This window comes from Brucella sp., assembly GCF_032066345.1.
Taxonomy (GTDB): Bacteria; Pseudomonadota; Alphaproteobacteria; order Rhizobiales; family Rhizobiaceae; genus Brucella; species Brucella pseudogrignonensis.
The window spans coordinates 108,738-132,014 of sequence record NZ_DAMBKZ010000010.1; the positions used below are offsets into that span (position 1 = coordinate 108,738).

Here is a 23,277-nt window from a genome sequence, read left to right on the forward strand (position 1 = left end):
ACGGCACAGAGGGCAAAGCTCTCCTTAATTCAAGGCGCGATAATGAAAGAACCATTGAATTTGACAAAAGAAAAACAGTTGAGATCGTCGGAAGATTTGGCAGATACTGGCGGTGAAGCTTCAGGTCGCGGCGATGCGCTCATGGTGCGTTCGGTTGAAAAAGCATTCCGTGTATTGGGGGCTTTTAATTCTGACCAGTCGACACTGAGTCTTTCTCAGATTGTCAGCTTGACCGATCTAGATATGAGCGCTGCGCAGCGCTTTACGCATACGCTGATGAAGCTTGGTTTTCTCGCTAAAGACCCAATCACGCGTCAGTTCGAGTTGACTGCGAAGACGCTGGATTTGGGTTTTCATTACGTTCGAGCGAACAAGCTGATTGATCGTGCGATGCCTTATCTGCAACATCTGAGTAAAGAAACCGAAGAGACGATTAATTTAACCGTGCCCGATGGCACCGAAATTGTGTTCGTTTCGCGTTTTCTGAGCCGCCATGTGCTGAATACAGACGTCATTATCGGGACGCGTATGCCTGCTTATTGTACAGCACCCGGTTTGGCTATTCTTTCGCGTTTGCCGGAAAGCGAAGCGCAGGCGATTCTCGATCAGACACACTTTCGTAGTTATAATGCCAATACGATCACCGATCCAAAATCGATCATGAATGATATTCGTCGCTTCCGCGAAGATGGTTATGCGACGGCCTTCGAACAGGTCTATCACGGCGATGGATCAATTGCCTCGGCGATCACCGGACCGGATGGACGACCTATTGCGGCGATCAACATTGCAGCATCTTTGGCTCGATACTCGCGTGAAGATATCGTGTCGCGTTTCAGCCCTTATGTGATTGCAGCTTCAAGGACGATTTCCAAAGCCTGAGGCATGCCTACAGCTTTATCAAAAGTCTGAACATTACCCCACTCTGTCGCAGTCCCAAAAAACACTGTTGACAGAATTGACGCGATACGGAATGTTTGCATAAAAATAACAAATATTGCATTGCAATAATATATGGGAAGCCCGATGAATGCCACTCTTGGAAAAGGGCAGCTTGTTGCCGCAGTCGCGTCACTAGGGAGCCCGCTGACGTTTACTTTTGACGGAGTTGAATTTCAGGGGTTTGAGGGGCAGTCAGTTCTCGCGGCACTTCTGCACAGTGGTAAGGTTTTACGATATTCTGAGTTCGACGGAATGCCGCGTGCAGGGTTCTGTTTAATGGCTGCTTGCCAGGATTGCTGGATTTGGACAGTTGAAGGCAAGCGTTTGCGTTCGTGCTCAACCGTGCTGCGCCAAGGTATGGAGTTGCTGAGTGCTTTTGAAGCGTGGGGACAGCAATGATACGCCCTCTTATTATCGGATCGGGACCGGCGGGTATTAGTGCTGCGCAAACGCTGATTGAGAACGCTGCGCTTATCGGTCAACCAATCGAACCAACTTTATTGAGCGAGGCATCGTTTCCCGGCGGGCAAGGGTTACGCAGGCTCAATGCCCAAATGCAATTTGATCCGCAGAAACTCTTTCGCAATGAAGAGGAAAAATACCTGAATTTCCATATTCAGGCCAATAGGCTGATAGGACAAATAGACTATCGCCCGCTGACCACAGTGTGGTCTCTATATGAAGGCACAGCTTTTGTGGAGAGTGCTGGTCAAGTGGATGAACTGGCCTATTCGCACGTCATCATTGCCACCGGTGCAACAGACAAGATCATTCCGACAAAAGGTTGGACCTTACCCGGCGTTTACTCTCTCGGAGGCTCTCAGGTTGCGTTGAAAGATCAGGGCAGTTTTATTGGCCGAAAAGTAATTTTTGCAGGAAGTTCGCCTTTGCTACTTCTCGCGGCACTGCAATATCATCGTCTGGGTGCAAAGAATATTGTCGTGTTGGATACGACACCGCTCTGTAGCAAGCTTAAGGGGCTGGCTGGGCTTCGACACAGCTTCAAGACCGCATTTCAGGGCGCGCGCAATATGGCTGAGCTGAAACGTGCGTGTATTCCGGTTTACAGCGGCGTCTCTCTCGATGAGATTAAAGGTACCGCAAATGTTGAAGGCCTAAGTTTTCGTGATCGGAAAGGCAAACGCTTTAGTCTTTCCTGCGATGCAGTTGCTCTTGGTTATGGACTGCGTGCCGAAACACAGCTTGCAGAATTAGCAGGCTGCCAATTTGAGTTTGATCCGGATTTTCGTCAGTGGTTACCTGTGACAGATAACGATGGTCGCGGAGGCAAAGGTGTCTATCTGGCAGGTGATGGCGCTTCAATTGGGGGCGCCGACTGCGCCATTCAAAGTGGAAGGCTTGCTGCCCTTGCAATGCTCGAGGATATCGCGGCACAGGCAAACATAGAATTGCGGCATGAACAACGAATGGCTTTGCGCCAAAAGAAGCTTCAAGCAGCGTGTGCCGTGGCTCGATATCGTTCATTTCAGCGTAACCTTGCCAAAATTTTTCGCTGGCCGAGTGATAAGGTATCGGTAATTGGTGACGATACTGTTGTCTGCCGTTGCGAAGGTGTTTCAGCTGGTGAAATCCGCAAAAGCATCACCCAACAAGTTGGTCCCGTCGAGGTAAACCGCGTGAAGGCTATCACCCGTTGCGGGATGGGTCGCTGCCAAGGACGATTCTGTGGTTTGGCTCTTGCTGAAATTACGTCTCAGGCGACTGGTCTTAAGATCGAAGAAGTTGGTCGGTTACGTGCGCAAGCGCCCGTCAAACCATTGAATGTTGCTGCTGCCACTCGGGTTAGCTCAACATGACGTCACCCAAAGAAACGCAAACGCTTATCATTGGCGGCGGCTTAAACGGTGCATTTACAGCTTTCTTTTTAGCGCGTGCTGGCCATCGCGTTATGGTACTGGAAAAAGGATTTCTGGGCGCTCAGTCCAGCGGCGCAAACTTCGGCAATCTCCGCCTTCAGGGCCGCGATGTTCGGCAATACCCATTATCAATGCGTTCGCAGGAGCTGTGGGAGCAGCTTGATCACCTGATTGGTGATACATGTGAGTATGACCGCTCAGGCCACATCTACCTCGCATATAATGACGAGGAGGTCAGTAAACTTGAAGCTTATGCGATAAATTCTCGCAATTTTGGGCTGGATATCGAGGATGTTGACGGGGCGGAGATACGCAAGCGTTTTCCCTATCTGAGCAAGAATATCGTTGCGGGTACTTATTCAGCTCGCGATGCAACGGCCAATCCACGTCTAGCAACGCCAGCAGTTATGCGTGCTGCAAAAGCTTATGGTGCCGAGCTGATTGAGAACTGCGAGGTACTTGATGCAAAGCCTGCACCTGGCGGCTTTGTAATAGAAACGCGTGAACACGGCATGTTTCGTTCAGAGCAGTTGGTGAATGCTGCTGGAGCGTGGGGAGGGGCCGTTGCACTGCAATTTGGCGAGGAAACGCCGCTCTTTTCTGCGGGGCCACCGCAATTCGTAACAGAGCCGCTTCCATACTTCATTCGGCCATCTGTGCAAGCTGTGGCTGGCAATGTGATTTTCCGACAAATATCGCGTGGCAATGTCATTGTTGCGGGGTATCCGCGCACGGCGAGTGATCTCAAAAATCAGCGTACAGTGGTTCCGCCACATAAAACTTTAGCTGGTATGCAGAACCTTGCCGAAGTAGCACCTATTCTAGGAAACGCGCAGATCATTCGGGTGTGGTCTGGTATGGAGGGCTACTTACCAGACATGATCCCTATAATTGGCCCAAGTGCTACAACACCAGGCCTATTTCACGCCTTCGGTTGTTGCGGCCACGGCTTTCAGATCGCACCGGGAGTTGGTGTCGTTTTGTCGGAGATGATTTTACAAGGCGGTTCAAATACCGCCGTAGGAGACTTCAGTATCGAAAGATTCCGCAATGCTGTGACCGCACATGATAAAATTAAGAAAGAGTTTGATTGAAGCTGAAGTCCAGCCGACTTCATTTGTATTGTCTGAAAAGAGTATCGATTAATCTCTGTCCTGATGAATTATTCCCTTCAAATCGCATTGATAGAAGGGTAAATTGTCATGGGTGGAGTTCCTATAAATAGGACAATCAATGTCTTGTAATGATACTGTGACCTTCGATGTATGGCAACCTGTTCTGGAATTGCGCAAAGGTTCGACCAAGCATCGCCTCCTAACAGACAAGATCGTGGAAGATATTGAAAAAGGTGTGCTTAAACCCGAGACGCAGATGCCAACGCATCGCGATTTGGCACATAGGCTCGGGTTGTCCGTTCAGACAGTGAGTATCAGCTATAAAGAGGCTGAGCGACGTGGTTACTTGCGCGGCGAAGTTGGACGCGGCACCTATGTTTGTAATCGTGTGACAGAACGGGCTGATCGCTTCATGCTTGATCGCGATCCAAGCGGTACAGCTGATCTTTCTATCATACGCGCTGTCTATATGGGCGCTCATGAGCGCGCTTCTCGAAAACTTTTTGAAGAGATGAGCCAGACAGATAATGCGAGCTTCATGCGGCCCTGTCGTCCAATTGCTGGTCTCGATCTCCATCGCAATGTGGCTTGTGAATGGCTGCGTGGCTTATCGGTCGACGTTGATCCCGGTCGAGTGATTATCACGAATGGCGCAGCACATGGGCTTTTCCTCGCCGTCGCTGCTGTGGTGCAGCCCGGCGAAGTAGTTCTGACAGAAAACCTAACTGATCACGGTATCATCGGTATGGCCAATGTGCTGGGTTTTACGCTGCGCGGTCTTCCAACTGATCGAGAGGGTATATTACCTGAAGCCCTAGAAACCGCATGTAAAGCGGGTGATGTGAAAGCGCTGGTAATCATTCCAACACTTGGGAATCCGACCAGTCATCTGATGAGCGCAGAAAGACGTATCACAGTGGCTGATATCGCTCGCCGATACGGTGTTTTTGTCATCGAGGACGAAGTCTATAAGCCTATCCTTGAGGAGCGATTGCCATCAATGCCAGAATTATTGCCAGAGCTTGGCTTTTTCGTCACCAGTTTCACCAAGACAGTGATGACGGGATTGCGTACAGGCTATCTGGTTGTTCCGGCAAATTACTCTATCCGAGTAACGTCGATCCTGCGTGTGACGAGTTGGAGCGGCGTTAATCTGGTTGCAGAAATGGCCAGTCGCTGGATTGAAGATGGCACCGCAACACAACTGCTAGAAATCCAGCGGAATGAACTGCGCCTGAGACAGTCTCTGGTAAGCGACATTCTCGGAACGCATGTCATTGGAAGCAATCCGCTGTCGCTATGTGCCTGGCTGCAGATTCCACGTAACTGGTCTGAGGATGGTTTAGTCCGGGCCTTGGCCAGCAAAGGTGTCGCAGTGACACCGTCCGATCCATTTATTGCCGGTGCAGAACGGGGCAATGGTGGTATCCGCATCTGCCTTGGCGGAAGGCTTTCACAGTCCGCCTTGCAGATGGCGCTCGAGACAATTCGCGAGACATTCGCACAGTTGCCGCCGGTCTATGACGTGGGTTCAATCGCCTGAGATCAGAGTACTGATTGCAAAAACTCTTTGGTTCGTGCTTCACTTGGCGACTGGAAAATCTTTTCGGGCGTGCCTTCCTCACAAATTCGCCCTTTATCGAAAAAGCACACTCGATCTGATACTTCGCGTGCAAATCGCATCTCGTGGGTGACTAGAAGCATAGTCAGATCATGTTCTTTTGCGAGGCTGCGAATAACGGATAACACTTCGCCCACAAGCTGAGGATCAAGCGCGGAGGTCGGTTCATCGAAGAGAAGAACGCGTGGTCGCATTGCAAGTGAACGGGCAATTGCCACACGTTGCTGCTGACCGCCAGAGAGCTGCGACGGATAATGGTCCTTTTTATCGGTGAGGCCAACAAGCGATAAGAGTTCAAGGGCACGGGCCTCAGCTTCTCCACGTTTCATGCCCAGTACATGTATAGGGGCTTCTATGATGTTTCTGAGAACCGACATATGCGGGAAAAGATTGAAGCTTTGGAAGACCATCCCGACATGGGATCTGATCTTGCGCAAATGCGTTTCAGTTGCCTTAAAATGTCCTTTACCGTTGGGTTCATGATAGGGCTCCCCAGAAAGCTCTAAGCTGCCTTCCTGAAATGGCTCGAGCGTCATCAAAATTCGAAGCACTGTCGACTTCCCGGAACCGGATGGGCCAATCAGCGTGACTTTCTCGCCGGTTTTGACCGAGAAATTGAAGCGATCAAGCACGGTCAGCGCACCAAAGCGTTTCGTTACGTCCTTAAAGCGGATAATTTCCTTGGTCATTTAAGAGCAATCCCGTTCTTTGGAAGTGTGCGTTCGAGCAGACGGATTAGAGCTGAACAGATGAGTGTCAGCACTAGGAAGATCAGGCCGACCATGGATAGTGGAACCAGATATTCGAAGGTTCGATCACCAATCAGATTGGCTAGGTTGAGCATATCCACAATGCTGACAACCGATAAAACCGGCGTCTCTTTGAGCATGGAGACGAGGTAATTTCCCATTGCAGGAATAATGCGCGGGATGGCCTGCGGAACAATAATATCCCGATAGGTGCGCCAGGGCGTGAGGTTTAACGCACGCGCTGCTTCCCACTGGCCACGCGGAATTGCTTCTATACCGCTGCGATAGACCTCAGATGTATAAGCTGAATACTGTAAGCCGAGTGCTAAAGCACCGGTGAGGAATGCAGGTAACACGATACCGTACACGGGCAGCACGTAATAGAGAAAGAACAATTGAACTAGCAGCGGTGTGTCACGCAGAAATTCCACTACAACCACTGTTGGCCAGGAAATGATCTTGTATGGGCTGCGCCGCAAAAGCGCAAAAACAAGACCAAGCACCAGCGCGATGGCAAAACCAGTGGCAGCTGCCTTAAGCGTTACCGTCAGGCCAATCGCCAGAATGGGCAGAATGGAAATAGCAAAAGAGAGTGTAGTCGAAGTGTCCCAGGCGTATCCGTAAATCATGCGAAACCTCCGGCCATCGTTTTGCGACGAAGGTGCCTTTCGAGCCAGCGAATGGCTGTGGCAAGAACGAGTGCCATAGCGAAGTAACCAAGCAGCGTCAGAGAATAAATCGTGACATTATCAAGTGTCAGATTACGCAGACGTTGAGCTTGGAAGGTGAGGTCGCTTATCGCAATGAGTGAAGCAAGAGCCGTGTCTTTGAGATTGTGAATAGCGAGATTGCCAAAAGCAGGCATCATTTCAACAATGGCCTGAGGTAAAACGATGTGAAACAGCGTGTGGGTTTTGCCGAAGTTTAATGCGCGCGCTGCTTCATGCTGCGCCTCCGGTACTGCCTGAAGTGCTCCACGCACCACTTCCGCGCCATAAGCTCCGATGTTCAGCCCAAGCCCCATGATACCAGTGGTGATAGGGTCGAAAGAAATGCCCACCAAAGGAAGCGCGTAATAGAGCCAGAACAATTGTACGAGCAGCGACGTACCGCGAAAAATCTCGATATATATGATGGCAACTGTAGAAAGGATCGGCCCACCGGCAAACCGGGCAATGCCAGCAGCAAATGCGAGCATAGTACCTATGGCCATCGAACTTAGCGCGAGGACAATTGTGATTTGAGCCCCTTTGAACAGGGCGGGAAGATATTCCGTCCAGTGCATATGGTCCTCTCCCGTCTAAGATGAGATGAAGTCTGCCAAGCCGTTCTCAAGCCTGGCAGACAGCAAAAACATTACTTTGCGTTGCAGAGGCTTGCTGTATCGACGGTGCGCGCGGCTTCAACGCTTTCTTCGCTAAGCCCATATGTCATCAGAATTTTCTCGTAGTCGTCAGTTTTCTTAAATTCGATCAGCGCCGTGTTGAACACTTCATAAAATTCTTTGTCTTCCGGGCGGAAGCTGAATGCTCCAAAACTGCGTGCGGATTTTCCATCCACAACTGGATCGGTAAACGGGTGCGCCTGTTCCAGCTCCGGCGAGTTTTCAACGAGTTTTGCTACGGTCAATTCCGTGGCTGCATAGGCATCAGCACGGCCGGTTTGAACCGTTGATGGTGCGTCGGCATTGCCTTGGATCATAACGATCTGGGATTCATCAATGCCCATACCATGCAGAAAGTCGATCTGATCGGCGCCCGAAACAATGGCAACCTTCAGCGATGGGTCTTTCTTGATGTCGTCATAGGAGTGGATGTTTTTCGGGTTGCCTTTGGGAACCAGAAGGCCCTCGCCATAGCTTGAATTTGCGACAGTAAACTGGACCTGCTTGCAGCGATCCGGCAGGACGTTCTGCTCCGCTCCCACAAATTCAAAGCGTTTGGCCTTTAACCCCGGGATAAGCGAACCGAATGGGGTTACTGTCCAGTCAATCTCCTCAATACCAAGTTTCTTAAAAACTGCTGCGGCAACATCCGGACCTATACCCTTAGCAGCGCCGCTGGCATCCATATATCCGTAAGGAACTTCGTTTGCGGTTGCCCCACGAACAAAGCCCGCGCTTTTCAAGTCATCAATCGTGGTTGCCTGTGACGGGAGAGCCATTACAACGACAGCTACAGTCGCAAGCAGGGTAGAGATTGCAGTGAGTTTAATACGCATTGTGTTCACTCCTCTTTATGAATGCCGGTTGATTTTTGTTCCGGCTTGTCAATTGGATGGTAATTATCTGCTTATCCGGAAGCGGGCTCTCCGCTTATGGTCGCGATAACAGAGAGGCAATCGCCCATCTTGATAAGACCTGGAAAGTGGCGGGCGGCAAGGATACCATCGAGGGCCGCACGATATTCCTGCGGTACTGCTCCCGTGCGTGTCACCGAATGGACGCGGGCGATAACATCACCTTTACGAAGCTCAGCACCTAAATCAACTAAAGGCTCTAAAAGCCCATCCGTATCTGCAAAGCCAAAACATTCCTGCGATGGCATATCAAGCCAGGTGGTCGGCGATAGCTCGACTTCGCCTTCCATAATTCCTGCATGGCGCAAAAGATTGCGAATACCACGTTTGGCGATTGTCGCCGTATAGGCTGAGATCGTGCCGCCACCAGAAAGCTCAGTCGTAACAAAGACTTTGCCTGCTTCTTCAGCTGTAGTGTCGTACATTCCAACTGCATCGATCTCAATCATCTGCATAGAAAAGGGTGCTGAAAAAGCCTTGACGGCGGCAAAGCAGCGCGCTTCCTGAGCCTTATCTGGCAAGGCATGTGCTGCTGCATAGGGTAGAAAATCCAGTGTCCGACCGCCCGAGTGAAAATCCATTACAATGTCTGCGGTGGGCAATAGATAGCGGGTAAAATAGTCAGCAATTTTTTCCGTAACCGAACCATCCGGACGCCCCGGAAAGCTGCGATTGAGATTACCCTTATCTATAGGCGATGTACGTGTACCAGCTATAAATGCCGGATAGTTCATCGCGGGTACAATGATAATGCGACCGTTAATCTGCTCAGGCTTTAGATTGGAAGCGAGATCAAAAAGTGCAACTGGACCTTCATACTCGTCACCATGATTACCTCCTGTCAAAAGCGCGGTCGGGCCATCACCATTGCGGATCACACAGATGGGAAGCATTAATGATCCCCAGGCTGAATCATCTCTAGACCACGGCAGACGTAAGTGACCGTGCTGCACACCGTCGCGATTAAGATCAACACTCAGTGTAATAGGTGAGGGTCGGGACGGAGGAGATGCGTGCATCATCATGACACCCTAATTCTTTACAACCAGCTTGCGTGGTACGTTAGAAAGACATTCGACACCTGTTTCTGTAATCACAATGCTTTCTGTTATTTCGAGACCCATTGTCTCAAGCCAAAGACCTGTCATGAAGTGGAATGTCATGCCGGGTTTGAGTTCCGTGCGGTCACCGGGACGCAGGCTCATTGTACGCTCGCCCCAATCGGGTGGATAAGAAAGCCCGATTGAGTAGCCGGTACGGTTGTCTTTGATGATCCCATATTTTTTTAATACGGCAAAAAATCCGTTAGCGATGTCTTCGCATGTGTTGCCCGGGCGTGCCGCTAAAAGGCCCGCTTCCATGCCCTCCAATGTTGCTTTTTCCGCATCAAGGAATGCCTGGGTGGGCTTGCCAAGAAAGACTGTTCGGGAGAGCGGGCAGTGATATCGCTTGAAGCAACCTGCGATCTCGAAGAATGTGCCTTCGCCCGATTTCATAGGCAAATCGTTCCAAGTAAGGTGGGGTGCTGAGGCGTCAGCGCCTGATGGCAAAAGGGGAACGATTGCGGGATAATCGCCGCCAAATCCATCAACGCCACGAGTTCCGGCGTCATAGATTTCTGCGACCAGATCACATTTGCGCATACCCGGTTCGATCTTTTCGACAATTCGCTGATGCATTACTTCAACTATACGACCGGCCTTACGCATATAGTCGATTTCGGTCGGGCTTTTGATTGCGCGTTGCCAGTTCACAAGACCCTGCGCGTCTTTGAAATGAGCGTTCGGCAAATGTTTTTGCAGTGCATGGTGGGCGGCAGCGGTGTACCAATAATTATCGAATTCGACTGCGATGGTTTTTTTACTCCAACCCCTGTCTTCAAGAATGGACGCAAGCAAATCCATTGGGTGTCGTTCCAGCGACTGCACATAATGATCGGGGTAGCCGATAATACTATCATGGCTGATCCAGGCAGTGCGCTTTGCGCCGTTGCCGTCCTGACCGCGCCCATACCAGAGTGGCTCACCGTCCATGGCAAGCACAACGCATTGGTGGACGTAGAACGACCAGCCATCATATCCGGTCAGCCAATGCATGTTGGACGGATCGGTGACGATAATGACGTCAAAGCCTGCCTTCTCCATAGCGCGCCGGGTTTTGGCAATTCGCTCGTCGTATTCCCCGCGGCTGAAATTGAGTTCCACACTCATTGGCTGGCTCCTGCGTTTTTGCTTGAATCAATCTTTGCACCGACATTGACAAAGATGGCGCGTTGTGTGGCGAGGCGGGCAATGGCGGTGTCCTGAACACCAGTTCCAGTCAGGTCACAAACAGTAATGGCATCGGGCTCGCGTTTTGCTGTATCAGCATCAAGAATGATCTGGCCGAGTTCGAAAAGATTGGCTTCGGATTTGACAGTACCGGCCCTTATGGCGTGATGTAGTTCCCCAAGTCTGCTGGTCTGGTTTGTGCTATCCGCGACATAGATTATTGGGAGCTTGAAAATTGCAGGGTCGAGCTCGTTTTTATGTTCAGCATCTGAGCCCATCGCCGTAACATGCTGCCCTGCCTTCAGCCACTCAGCCATAAGGATCGGTGTTTGAGACGGTGTGGTTGTTACGATGATATCTGCGCCTTGACAGGCATCTTTGGCATCCGATTTAGCCGTAACGAAAAAGCCAAGCCTATCCATAAGCTCTTGCGCGGTGCGTGTTGCTTTTTCTGGATCGCGCGCCCAGATGCGCGCTTCGGTGATGGGACGCACCAGAGCAAGCGCCTGCAACTGGAGCTTCGCCTGCATCCCTGCACCAAAAATCGTTGCAATATGTGCATTCTCTCGGGCGAGATATTTCGCGGCAACTGCGCCTGCTGCAGCTGTGCGCATATCGGTTAGATATCCGTTGTCGAGCAAAAGCGCTTCAATCAATCCTGTCTTGGCGGAAAACTGGATCATCAGCCCGTTTGTGGATGGAAGGCCGATTGATGGATTATTAAAAAAACCGGGGCTTATCTTAATGGCAAAGCTGGCTAAGCCCGGAATATAAGCGGTTTTGACGTCTACTTCCCCACGTTGGGCAGGAATGTCGAGGCGTAGGATAGGCGGCATACTGACGTCGCCATTTGCAAGCGCGCGAAACGCATCTTCCACGCAAGCAATGCTTTCAAGATCAAGAGATATGATCTCTCGAAGATCGGCTTCGGTCAGGATTCTCATTTCGGCCATCAGCCAGCCCTCAGATATTGGTTGTTCATGATTGCGCGGTGTTGCTCTGGATCGATGTTGCCTCCTGATATAATGATGGCTGTTTGTCCGGCAGGTCGAATTTTGCCGCTAACCAACGCGCCTATACCAACCGCTGCGGCTCCCTCAATGATTTGCCCCTCTTGCAATGCGGAATGCCTTACACCTGCAGCGATTTCTTCTTCATCGAGAAGGATTACGTCGTCCAGCAACGCCCTGCACATCGCAAAGGTCCAGCGGTTGTTAATCCCGATGCCTCCGCCAAGAGAATCCGCCAGCGTATCCAGCTCTTCGACGTTGATTGGCTTGCCCGCTTTAAGGCTTGCATTCATCGCGGCCCCTCGCTGCATTGAGATGCCAATGATGTGGGTCCGTGGGCGCTTTGCTTTCATTGCTGCAGCGATGCCCGCCGCCAAGCCGCCGCCAGAAAGCGGTATAAGGACAGTGTCCACATCTGAAAGATCATCTATTATTTCAAGTCCGATGGTGCCCTGACCCGCGATCACGCGAGGGTCATCAAAAGGCGGAACAGCCTTCATGCCTTCTTCTAATACAAGGCGGGAGACTTCCTCCATGGCATCATCCTGCGACTTGCCAATAATGCGGATGTTAGCTCCCAGATCGCGTATCGCCTCGACCTTGTTGTGTGGAACAAGGGAGGACAAACATATTGTGGCATTCAGGCATTGAGCAGATGCAGCATGTGCAAGTGCGCGCCCATGATTGCCGGTAGATGCTGTGACAAATCCATTCTGCCGTTCATTTGGTGCGATGGTGAGAATGGCGTTGGTTGCACCGCGTAGTTTGAAGCTGCCAGTCTGCTGCTGATTTTCAAGCTTGAGAAACACAGGGGCTCCTGAATGCTTGGTCAGGGTTTCTGAGCGCACAAGCTGCGTTCGTACGATATGGCCTTGCAGCCTTTCGCGCGCTTCTTCTATTTCAAAAAGGCCAACATTCTCAGACACGTCGTCCGCCTCTCACTTAATCGCAGAAATTGGAGAAACGTAGCACCGCCTGAGTTTTGGCCGCGCAGTAAACGAGCTGAAATTAGGCGCAAAGATACACCGTCTGCGAAACCGTAAGGCCGCGTTCTCGTTCCCCATATGCTTACTTTTTATCGTTGAGACTAAGATTGGTAGACCAAATAGATCATGTCAATAATTATATTGGATCATTACAATTAAGATCTGAAATGACTTTCGGTGGCTTGCTCTTGAATGGTGGTGGCGACCATGCCAATGAGAGTGGGGCATAGACGCACTCACATTGGACCGGTTGAATGAAATCCGCACTCAAGCTAGACGCTGTTGATCTTCGTATTCTCGAAGCTGTGCAGGAAAATGCGCGGATCACTAAGATTGCGTTGGCCGAAAAAGTCGGACTGTCGCCAACCCCTTGCTGGCTGCGGCTGCGTAAGCTTGAAGAGGCGGGTGTTGTCATAGGCTATCATGCGCGTATCGCTTTTCGCAAAATTGCTCCCATCGCGCATATCATGGTGCAGATTACGCTCGGCAATCATCGTCAGAGTGATTTTGACCGGTTCGAGCGCGCGATCTCGGTCATTCCTGAGATTGTTTCGTGCTGGTCTGTCGGGGGAGGCGTTGATTATTTCCTGATGATTATGGCGCGTGACGTTGATGCATATCAACGCCTCATCGATCGCCTTCTTGACCAGAATATAGGTATAGAGCGCTATTTCACTTACATTGTGACCAAGCTGGTAAAAGACGAGAGAACTGGAACGCCGTTGTCGATCCTCGCAGACGATATCGAATAGTCTAAACGATCTGTTTAACCAACAAATTTTAGACCAATCCTACTGTTCCCGAATGCGCATTTGGTCCGAATATGGGCTCAAAATATGAGATGTTTCTTCCCGAATTGGGAGAAGCACAATGAATGCTGTTCTGGATCATCCGACACAACATGACGGGCTTAACAGGCTTCGGGACAAACATCTCTTTCGCGAATTGAGCTATGTCAACGGCCGTTGGGTTGCCGGCAATAAGGCCGAGACTTTTGCTTTGTCTGATCCGGCTACGGGAAAGCGACTGGCGCGAGTGGCTAGTTTAAACGAAGTTCAAACCAATCTTGCTATTGATGCAGCTCAAGCGATTTTCCCGCAGTGGCGCAACAAATTGCCTCAAGAGCGGGCTGCGATCTTACGTCGGTGGTATGAGCTCATTTTGGCAAATCGCGAAGATCTCGCTTTGCTGATGACACTGGAGCAAGGCAAACCGCTGAATGAATCCCGTGGTGAGATAGACTATGGCGCTGCGTTCATCGAATGGTTTGCCGAAGAAGGCAAACGGCTTAATGGTGAGACCATAGCAAGCCACTTGCGCAATGCCGAAATGCTGGTGCGGCCAGAAGCACTGGGTGTTGTAGGGTTGGTGACCCCGTGGAATTTTCCAAGCGCAATGATTACTCGCAAAGCGGCAGCAGCTATTGCTGCAGGTTGCTCGGTTGTAGTGCATCCTTCGTCAGAGACACCGTTATCGGCGCTTGCATTGGCTGAGCTCGCGGAACGTGCCGGAATGCCAGCAGGTCTTTTCAATGTCATTACAGGAAAAGCTGAGCCAATTGTTGATGCATTGTGTCGGGATGAACGCGTGCGTGCAATAAGCTTCACAGGCTCTACGGAAATTGGCAAACTCATTGCCGCAAAATGCGCAGCCACTCTCAAGCGTCTGGTGATGGAGCTTGGTGGCCATGCACCTCTGATTGTTTTTGATGATGCCGATATCGAGCGCGCGGTCGATGTTGCTATGGCTGCCAAATTTGCAACATCTGGCCAGGATTGTCTTGCGGTAAACCGAATTTTTGTCCAGCGAAGTATTCTTCCAGCGTTCACTAAAGCCTTTGGCGCGCGCATAAACTCTTTGAAGGTGGGCAACGGTCTTGATGCGGATGTCGAAATTGGCCCGATGATGCATAGTCGGGCCGTTGACAAAATTGAAGCGCATGTTCGCGACGCAGTCAAACGTGGTGCCAAAATCGAAATTGGCGGCAACCGTATTGAGAAACAATCTCTGTTCTTCGAACCAACACTGCTGACCAAGGTGCCCGATGATGCTGCAATCATGCATGAGGAAACTTTTGGCCCGGTCGCGGCAATGTCTGTTTTTGATGACGAAGACGAGGTGATCGCACGCGCTAATACAACGCAATATGGTCTCGTCGCTTATGTCGTGACCACAAATGGTGCACGCCAGCTACGCATGGGCCGCGCACTGGAATATGGAATGATCGCAATAAATCGCGCGAAAATTACCGGCGCTCCGATCCCATTTGGTGGCTGGAAGCAATCGGGTCTCGGACGTGAAGGCTCTCATCAGGGCATCGAGGCTTTCACCGAACTCAAATATCTCTGCATTGATACCGCCGCGTGAAAACGTGGCGATTAGAAAGGAACATGACCATGTTGAACAATAGTAATGAACTCACTGCCTGGGATCGCGATCATTTTTTCCATCCTTCTACACATATGGGAATGCATGCTCGTGGTGAAACTCCAACACGCGTATTGGAAGGTGGTGAAGGCGTTTACATCACTGATGTGAATGGTCGTAAAAGTCTTGATGCCTTTGCGGGGCTCTATTGCGTCAATGTTGGTTATGGCCGCACGGAAATCGTCGATGCGATTGCAGAACAGGCGCGTAAGCTTGCCTATTATCATGCTTATGTGGGGCATGGCACTGAAGTATCGATCACGCTCGCCAAAATGATTATAGATAGTGCGCCTGAGCATATGAGCCGTGTTTATTTTGGTCTCTCAGGTTCGGATGCCAACGAAACAAACATCAAACTGATCTGGTACTACAATAATATTCTTGGTCGTCCGGAAAAGAAGAAAATCATCTCGCGTTGGCGTGGCTATCATGGCTCAGGCGTGATGACAGGTAGCCTGACCGGCCTCGCAACCTTCCACAATGCCTTCGACTTGCCGCGTGCCCCGATCCTTCATACAGAGTCACCTTACTATTTCCGTCGCGAGGATCGCTCCATGAGCGAAGAGCAGTTTTCGCAACATTGTGCTGACAAGCTTGAAGAGATGATCCTGGCTGAAGGACCCGATACAATTGCAGCCTTCATCGGCGAACCAGTTCTGGGCACGGGCGGCATTGTACCACCACCCGCTGGTTACTGGCAAAAGATACAAGCTGTTCTGGATCGATATGATATCCTGCTTGTTGCCGACGAAGTCGTCACAGGGTTTGGCCGGCTTGGTAGCATGTTTGGTTCTGATCATTACGGAATGAAGCCGGACCTCATTACTATCGCTAAAGGATTGACCTCGGCCTATGCCCCGCTTTCGGGTTCGATTGTTTCCGATCGGATGTGGCAGGTTTTGGTGCAAGGATCGGATAAAATGGGGCCAATTGGTCATGGCTGGACATATTCAGCGCATCCGATCTGTGCAGCTGCAGGTATAGCCAATCTCAAGTTAATTGATGAGCTGAACCTTGTTGAAAACGCAGGCTCGACTGGTGTCTATTTCCGTAAGGCGCTTGAGGACGCAATTGGTGGTCACAAGCATGTCGGTGATGTGCGCGGGGAAGGTCTGATGGCGGCGGTTGAGTTTGTCGATGATCGTGATGATCGTAAATTCTTTGACGCTTCGCTGAAGATCGGTGCACAGGTTTCGACGGCACTTCTGGCCAACGGCGTCATTGCTCGCGCCATGCCGGAGGGCGATATCCTTGGCTTTGCACCTCCACTCTGCCTGACACGCGAAGAAGCCGATAAGGTCGTTGATGCAACGGCAAAAGCGATTACAACGGTATTTGCTTAATCGGAATTGCTGAAATGTAGTGGCTGAAGTCATGCTTCGGCCTTACTGCCGTTGAAAGTTTGCCCCTCACCGTCTTATGCGATGGTGAGGATTTTCTTTTAACACTGCAGAATTGTCGATTCATAGAACCCGCATGTCGATTGGTCCTAAAGCTATTGCTGATTTAGGCAAACAGATCAGAACATGAATGCCGATTTGAATATATTTCGGGGCGGCGGAATGACTGTTTTTGTTTTTGGGAAGAATAATACTCATATTCAACACCATCTTGGACAGGCAAACTTCGTTGTTCCTTTAACGCCCAATATTCAATTGAGAATGCAAGAGCTCAAGGCGTCGACCGCTATGCCGTGCGTTCTTGCCATGATCGCTATTGTAGCGGCTTTTTCTGGTCTAATTTTGTCAACAAGCCCGACGTCAGCCCAGCAGGTTTCGGGGCGGGGAGGAGCTGGTGGGCAGCATGCAATCAGCCCTCCTCGGGCAGGGGGGTCTGGGGCCGCTGCCACCTCTTATTCAGGCGGTGGAGGCGGTGGAGGCGGTGGAAAGAACGCAACCGCGGCATCCGGTGGTATCGGCGGGCATGGTGGAAGCGGGCCACATGCCCGGGGCGGAGGTGTGGGTGGGTCGTATAACAGCCCGGGTCACGACGGTACGAAGGGTGCGGATGGTGTCGGAAAAGGCTGGATTTGGGCACCGGGCAATTTCGGCCATGACGGGGGAAGTGGCGGTGGCGGTGGAGGTGGCGGCTCTCCATCGCCACTCCCATCGGGACTTGTTCATAATATTTCCAACTCTATGGTTGGAGGCGTTGGTGGCACAGGTGGAAATGGTGCCGTTGGCGGGATAGGTTATTCAGCAGCATATTTCCTCTTTTCGTCATACTGGGATGGGACCGGCGGCGGCGGCGGCGCAGGCGGCGGCGGTGGCGGTGGTGGAGCCGGACTGTATTTTACATCGTCCACGCAAGGTTACCTGCCTGCCGATCAGGTTGCCGCAAATATTTCAGCCAATATTACTGGGGGCACCGGCGGCGACGGTGGATATGGCGGTGATGGAGGGGCTGGCGAAACCAAAGCGAGCAAGAATTATGCCGTTGGCGGTGACGGCGGTTCAGGCGGTAATGGCGGTAATGGCGGCGCGGGCATCTTAGCAGGCGGCTATATTGCATCCCTCTACCTTACAGCTGGCACGGCCGTTTCGGGTGGCAGCGGCGGTAAAGGTGGTAATGGCGGCTGGGGTGGTAACAGCGATTACGCCAGCAACTATAATCTTGGTAACGGCGGCAATGGTGGCAATGGCGGGGTTGGCGGAACTGGCATTGTATTGGGTGGCCTGAATGCGGATCATAGCCATATCATTCTGGGCGAAGGCGCAAGCGTTAAAGGTGGGCAGGGCGGAGACCGAGGATTTCGTGGAGACCATGGTTCAGTCCAGGAAGGCACGATGTCGCCAAGCAATGGCAAACCAGGTCTGGCGGGCAAGGGCGGTCAGGGCATATGGCTCAACTCTGGCGCCGACTTGCGAATAGATGTCGGTAAAGGCGCAGTTATTCAAGGCGGCGACGGCTCCATTGGTGGCATTGGGATTGAAGGTTCTGCATCTCAATCCATCGTTGGTGTTGCAGGAACAGTTTCCGGCGGTCTTGGTTCTGATGGAACACGCGCAAACGCTGTTTCCATCAATGGTACAGACAATGTGCTGCAGCTTCGCAATGGCTATCAATTGGTCGGTGAAGTCAATCTGGGCACTGATGTCATGCTTTCCTTGGCAGGTAGTGAGAATGCGACCTTTGATCTCACAACGATCGGAACCCAATATTTGGGTTTGAGCCGTTTGCTAAAGCAGGATGGAAGCACCTGGACACTCAACGGAAAATCCAGTTCACGCTTTGCAGATGTGAGCGTTAGTGCTGGCCGTTTGGTGCTTGGAAACCAGTCTGATTTACTATCCGACATCGGTTTTATTGATGGTGGTGAAGTTGCCGTCAATGGAAACGGCACTGCAGATTCCGCGAAATGGACTGTCGATCAGTCTCTTCTCGTTGGCAATATCAATACAGGCAGCCTTGAGATTTCCGATGGTGGCACTGTCAAAGTTGGAAAAGATCTGCTGATCGGCGAGAATAATTCTGTCTCGGGTATGGTCAATATTACCAGCTCGCAGTCGAAACTCACTGTAGGTGGCATGTTGGCCGTTGGCGATTCCGGTCAGGGAACCATGACTGTTTCTGACGGCGCACAGGTTCAGTCCGGTAAAGTTGCTATCGGACGAAACTCTGGTTCAATAGGCTCTGTTGTCGTCACTGGCACAGGTACAAAATGGACCGCGCAAGAAATCTTTGTCAGCGGCGGCAATGTCGATAATGATGGTGGACATGGCTCACTGACTATTTCAGATGGCGCGACCATCGGCGCTCCGCGTGGCTTTATTGATGTTGGTGATCATGGGGCCTATGGTGTTGTGAATATCGGCGCTGCCGAAGGAGAGAACGCAGTAGCACCAGGCTTCTTCGTCGGAAGTGATCTTCTGCTCGCTCCCTTTACAGACGCAGTCTTTAATCACAATGCAACTGACTACAGTTTTGATGCGTCGATATCGGGTTTTGCAAACCTCAAATTTCTTTCGGGAACAACGAAACTGACGGGTGACAGTTCGCTTTTCAATGGCAATGCGACCATCACCAATAGTACCCTGAACATGGCCGAAAGAGCAAAACTCGGTGGTACGCTGACGGTCAGCGATGCCGGTCGTCTGGAGGGTTCAGGTCAGGTCGGAACGACAATCATTAATGCAGGTGGCACTCTTGCACCGAGCGGCACGCGGTCGATGACCATCAATGGTGATCTCACACTGAATTCCGGTGGGGCATTTTTACCAAGCGATACAGCCTCACTCATCGTAAACGGCAATGCGACGTTTAATAGCGGCGCGGCTTATAATTATAATCTCGCCGTTGGTGGGATAGCGACCAGCGCAACAACTGTCGTTAACGGTAACGTTGCTTTGAATGGTACGACCTTGAATATCTCAGGTGAACCAGCAATCGGTTATCATCGCTTGATCTCCTATACAGGTAGCCTTACGCAGGAGAATGGCGGACTGAATGTAGGTTCAACGCCTGACACCACACCTTTTGGCTACAATTATGCCATCGACACTTCCGTTTCGCGGTCAGTTGACCTGCTTGTCAGTCCTCAGGGGCTGAATATTCTCCAGCTGTGGGATGGCGGCATTCCTGGTGGTAACAATCAGGATGGCACATGGAACACTGCAAGCCAGAACTGGTCAGACCCAATTGGCGGTACGGCTGACACAACATGGGGCCATGGCTATGCCATCTTCCGAGGGTTTGGTGGTCTGGTTACGATTGAAGGCGCTCAATCAGCGGTCGGATTGCAGTTTGCGGGCGGCAATTACAGAATTGATGGGAGTTCGGGTGCGACACTCAATCTGGTGGGCTATAGCGGTCCCGGTCTTGAAATTGATGTGCCGGAAATACGTGTCCTCAACAATGAAGGGGCTGTGATCAGCGCCGATATTACCGGCACATCAGGTCTTGAAAAAACCGGAGACGGCCTGCTCGTTCTATGGGGAAACAACACATATAGCGGCAATACTTACGTCAGCGGTGGCATACTTCAAATAGCCTCGATGCAGAACCTTGGTGCATCGAGCAATACTCTCATTATCGACAATGCCATGCTGCGAACCGCGAACAGCTTTGACATGACCCAGGCCATAACGCTTGGCGGCGTGTCGACGATTAATGTTCTCCTCGGCGAAGAAATGAAGCTTTCGGGCGGCGTTACCGGCGATGGCATGTTATTCAAGGATGGCGGCGGTACGCTTCTGCTCAGTGGAACTAACAGCTGGTCCGGTGGCACTTGGATTAACGACGGTACGTTGCGTATCGAAGAGGGTAACTATTCGGCGATCGCTTACAACTCCGACTATGTGATCACGGGCGGCTTGCTCGACCTCAATGGTATGGATTTGCGGATGCGTTCGCTGATCGGAAGTGACGGCGAAATTTCGATTAATGCTTCCACACTCACAATCGCGCAGGATACCGATACTATTTTCGCTGGAAGAATAACCGGCAACAACTTTGACAGCAATCTGATCAAAACCGGCAGCGGAATGCTCGTGCTTACCGGCAATAGTTCTTATTACGGCAGCACCACAATTTACGGTGGCTCGCTTGCGATCTCCGATGCACGGAACATTGGGCTTAACTCTGGCTCTTCCAGACTTGAAATCAACAATAACACTGCGCTGATAACTCTTGCCGATATCGAGCTTAATCGTCAGGTGACTTTGGTTGGAAATGCCACAATCAATACAATCTTCGGCACAACACTCGAATTAAGCGGCCCAGTAACCGGATCTTTGGGCACGCTCTACAAAGATGGCGCCGGACGGCTCATCATCTCTGGCAATGGCACCTATGGTCAGGGAACTGTAATTGCTGGCGGCATATTGCAAATTGGTGATGGAGGCACGACCGGCTCCCTTACAGGCAATATCGCTAACAACAGCCTGCTGACCTTTGATCGCTCAAACACCTATACTTACAACGGCGTCATTTCCGGAGAAGGCGCGGTTCTTCAGGCAGGCTCGGGGACAACCATCCTGACCAGCGATCACAGCTATACCGGTAACACATTCATCACTTCAGGTACGTTACAGGTCGGTAACGGCGGCGAAACCGGATCGATTGGTGGCTACGTGCTCAATGATGGCACGCTCGCATTCAATCGCAGCGATGATTATACTTTTTCAGGTCTGATCGTCGGCACCGGCGCACTGGTGCAGGCAGGGTCCGGCACACTTACCCTTGATGCCGATAATTACTATACAAGTGGCACGAGTATCGAGAGCGGTACGCTTCAGATCGGCAGCGGTGGCAAATCAGGCTGGATCACAGGCGATGTTGCCAATAATGGAACGCTGGCCTTCAATCGCTCTGACGCATTTGAATTTGCAGGGAAAATCAGCGGGACTGGCGGCTTTCAGCAGAAAGGCGAAGGCGCTGTCATTCTCACAGGAGATAGCAGTTACAAAGGGGCAACTGATGTACTGGCCGGGCGGCTTGCCGTTAATGGTTCCATCGATTCTTCAATATTGACAACAGTTTACGAAGGTGCGGAACTTGGCGGCAACGGTACTGTCGGGCAAACCTTTGTCAATGGCGGCACACTTGCACCCGGCAATTCAATCGGCACCTTAAACGTAGTAGGTGATCTGCAGCTTACCGCATCGTCCACTTATCAGGTTGAGGTTTCACCGACCAATTCAGATAAGGTCAATGTTTCAGGAAAGGCGGATTTGGGCGGTGCCACTGTGCACGCTATGTTTGACCCGGGCGCTTACATAATGAAGCGTTACAATATTCTCTCCGCGAACGGTGGCCTTTCAGGCACAACCTTTGGCGAAGAAGTAACAACAGATCTGCCAGAGAATTTCGCCTCGCTTCTGCGATATGATGCCAATAATGTTTATCTTGATCTCGAAATGAGCATTGGTGGTTTGAATGTAAACCAGCAAAATGTTTCGACAGCGCTCGTCAACTACTTTGACGAGAACGGCCAGATTTCCGTCGCCTTCGGAGCATTAGACGTGGATGGGCTGAGCGCGGTTTCCGGAGAACTTGCAACAGCAGCGCAGCAAACCACCGTTGATGCTATGAGCCAGTTTATGAATACGCTTGCCGATCCGCTGGTAACGGGTCGAGCCGGACGTATCACAACATCACAAACAACGGATGCGAGCGCTTTTGAAAATCGCTGGAGTGTTTGGGGTGCTGGCTACGGTAGCGCTCGTTCAACCGATGGCAATGCGACTATAGGTTCGCATGATACTCGCGGTCGCGTTTATGGCGTAGCTGTTGGCGCGGACTATCTGGTTTCGCCCGATACGATCATCGGCTTTGCAGTTGCTGGGGGAGGCACCAAATTCAGCCTCGCAGATGGCATGGGTAGCGGCGACTCCGATCTGTTCCAGGCAGGTATCTACGGCAGACATAATATTGGCAATGCCTATATCACTGGTGCCCTTGCTTATGGTTGGCAGAGCATTGATACCGAACGTACAGTTTCATTCTACGAAGCGGATCAGCTCAAAGGCAGCTATCGTGCCAGTTCATGGTCGGGGCGACTTGAGGCTGGCTATCGCTTTGAAACGCCATGGCTCGGCATAACGCCTTATGCTGCAGGCCAGTTTGTGAGTTTCGATCTGCCATCCTATTCGGAAAAAGCCTATGCAGGCAGTGACACCTATGCGCTTAGCTATTCTTCTCAAAAGGAAACGGTTGGACGCAGCGAACTGGGCTTGAGCCTCGACAAGTCTATCGCGCTTTCCGACGGTGTGTTTACAGCCCGTGGACGCCTTGCTTGGGCCCGCAATTTCAACAATGAGCGAAATGTTTTCGCTGCAATAAACGCCCTGCCCGGAGCAGGCTTTGTGGTCAATGGCGCATTGCAGCCCAAAGATGTTGGACTTGCCAGCATTTCAGCCGAGATGAGCTGGACCAATGGCCTTTCACTCGGAGCAGCTTTTGATGCCGAGTTTTCCGCTTCCAGTGCCAATTATGCTGGCAAAGGCGTGCTTCGTTACAAATGGTAGAAACGCGAGCTTGGG

17 protein-coding genes are annotated in these 23,277 nt (G+C 51.3%); 9 read left to right on the forward strand and 8 right to left on the reverse strand.

The features are described from left to right. Window positions 1–42: 42 nt before the first annotated feature. The 5 genes from RT142_RS14160 (at window position 43) to RT142_RS14180 (ending at window position 5,477) form a co-directional block, all read left to right on the forward strand. A complete protein-coding gene (locus RT142_RS14160) occupies window positions 43–882 on the forward strand; it encodes an IclR family transcriptional regulator (RefSeq protein WP_247645119.1) in 840 nt (279 codons plus the stop codon). A gap of 144 nt (window positions 883–1,026) precedes the next feature. Next, a complete protein-coding gene (locus tag RT142_RS14165) occupies window positions 1,027–1,341 on the forward strand; it encodes a (2Fe-2S)-binding protein (protein WP_113159000.1) in 315 nt (104 codons plus the stop codon). Further along, complete coding sequence (locus tag RT142_RS14170) at window positions 1,326–2,759, forward strand: NAD(P)/FAD-dependent oxidoreductase (protein WP_313029417.1); 1,434 nt, start codon at window positions 1,326–1,328, stop codon at window positions 2,757–2,759. The genes RT142_RS14165 and RT142_RS14170 overlap by 16 nt, the downstream gene beginning before the upstream one ends. Then, entirely contained in the window at window positions 2,756–3,913 is a 1,158-nt protein-coding gene (locus tag RT142_RS14175) for an FAD-binding oxidoreductase (protein ID WP_313029420.1), read from the forward strand. Before RT142_RS14170 ends, RT142_RS14175 begins: the two co-directional genes overlap by 4 nt. Before the next feature lie 139 nt (window positions 3,914–4,052). Beyond that, complete coding sequence (locus tag RT142_RS14180) at window positions 4,053–5,477, forward strand: PLP-dependent aminotransferase family protein (RefSeq protein WP_313029422.1); 1,425 nt, start codon at window positions 4,053–4,055, stop codon at window positions 5,475–5,477. Between the two features lie 2 nt (window positions 5,478–5,479). Here RT142_RS14180 and ehuA read toward each other — a convergent pair whose 3' ends face one another. The 8 genes from ehuA to eutB all read right to left on the reverse strand — a co-directional run bounded on the left by ehuA (window position 5,480) and on the right by eutB (window position 12,808). After that, complete coding sequence (gene ehuA, locus RT142_RS14185) at window positions 5,480–6,244, reverse strand: ectoine/hydroxyectoine ABC transporter ATP-binding protein EhuA (RefSeq protein WP_112806368.1); 765 nt, start codon at window positions 6,242–6,244, stop codon at window positions 5,480–5,482. After that, window positions 6,241–6,933, reverse strand: a complete 693-nt coding sequence (ehuD, locus tag RT142_RS14190; RefSeq protein ID WP_313029424.1) for an ectoine/hydroxyectoine ABC transporter permease subunit EhuD — start codon at window positions 6,931–6,933, stop codon at window positions 6,241–6,243. Before ehuD ends, ehuA begins: the two co-directional genes overlap by 4 nt. After that, complete coding sequence (gene ehuC / locus RT142_RS14195; protein ID WP_313029426.1) at window positions 6,930–7,589, reverse strand: ectoine/hydroxyectoine ABC transporter permease subunit EhuC; 660 nt, start codon at window positions 7,587–7,589, stop codon at window positions 6,930–6,932. Before ehuC ends, ehuD begins: the two co-directional genes overlap by 4 nt. Window positions 7,590–7,660: 71 nt before the next feature. Beyond that, a complete protein-coding gene (gene ehuB, locus RT142_RS14200; RefSeq protein WP_313029429.1) occupies window positions 7,661–8,524 on the reverse strand; it encodes an ectoine/hydroxyectoine ABC transporter substrate-binding protein EhuB in 864 nt (287 codons plus the stop codon). Window positions 8,525–8,595: 71 nt separating this feature from the next. After that, the gene (gene doeB / locus RT142_RS14205; RefSeq protein WP_064322548.1) at window positions 8,596–9,624 is read right to left on the reverse strand and encodes a N(2)-acetyl-L-2,4-diaminobutanoate deacetylase DoeB; all 1,029 of its coding nucleotides are present in this window, start codon (window positions 9,622–9,624) and stop codon (window positions 8,596–8,598) included. Between the two features lie 9 nt (window positions 9,625–9,633). Beyond that, window positions 9,634–10,812, reverse strand: coding sequence for an ectoine hydrolase DoeA (gene doeA / locus RT142_RS14210; RefSeq protein ID WP_105519856.1), 1,179 nt, complete (start codon window positions 10,810–10,812; stop codon window positions 9,634–9,636). Next, a complete protein-coding gene (locus tag RT142_RS14215) occupies window positions 10,809–11,825 on the reverse strand; it encodes a cyclodeaminase (protein ID WP_113158995.1) in 1,017 nt (338 codons plus the stop codon). Before RT142_RS14215 ends, doeA begins: the two co-directional genes overlap by 4 nt. Next, window positions 11,825–12,808 carry a hydroxyectoine utilization dehydratase EutB gene (gene eutB / locus RT142_RS14220; protein ID WP_113158994.1) on the reverse strand — a complete coding sequence of 328 codons (984 nt, stop codon included), beginning with the start codon at window positions 12,806–12,808 and terminating at the stop codon, window positions 11,825–11,827. The genes RT142_RS14215 and eutB overlap by 1 nt, the downstream gene beginning before the upstream one ends. 314 nt (window positions 12,809–13,122) lie before the next feature. Here eutB and RT142_RS14225 point away from each other — a divergent pair, with 314 nt between their 5' ends. The 4 genes from RT142_RS14225 to RT142_RS14240 all read left to right on the forward strand — a co-directional run bounded on the left by RT142_RS14225 (window position 13,123) and on the right by RT142_RS14240 (window position 23,262). Continuing rightward, window positions 13,123–13,620 carry an Lrp/AsnC family transcriptional regulator gene (locus RT142_RS14225; protein ID WP_113158993.1) on the forward strand — a complete coding sequence of 166 codons (498 nt, stop codon included), beginning with the start codon at window positions 13,123–13,125 and terminating at the stop codon, window positions 13,618–13,620. A gap of 118 nt (window positions 13,621–13,738) precedes the next feature. After that, a complete protein-coding gene (locus RT142_RS14230; RefSeq protein WP_313029438.1) occupies window positions 13,739–15,235 on the forward strand; it encodes an NAD-dependent succinate-semialdehyde dehydrogenase in 1,497 nt (498 codons plus the stop codon). A gap of 29 nt (window positions 15,236–15,264) precedes the next feature. After that, the gene (locus RT142_RS14235; protein ID WP_313029440.1) at window positions 15,265–16,638 is read left to right on the forward strand and encodes an aspartate aminotransferase family protein; all 1,374 of its coding nucleotides are present in this window, start codon (window positions 15,265–15,267) and stop codon (window positions 16,636–16,638) included. Window positions 16,639–16,983: 345 nt separating this feature from the next. After that, on the forward strand, window positions 16,984–23,262 hold the full coding sequence (locus RT142_RS14240; protein ID WP_313029443.1) for an autotransporter domain-containing protein: 6,279 nt from the start codon (window positions 16,984–16,986) through the stop codon (window positions 23,260–23,262). The last annotated feature ends 15 nt before the right edge of the window (window positions 23,263–23,277 follow it).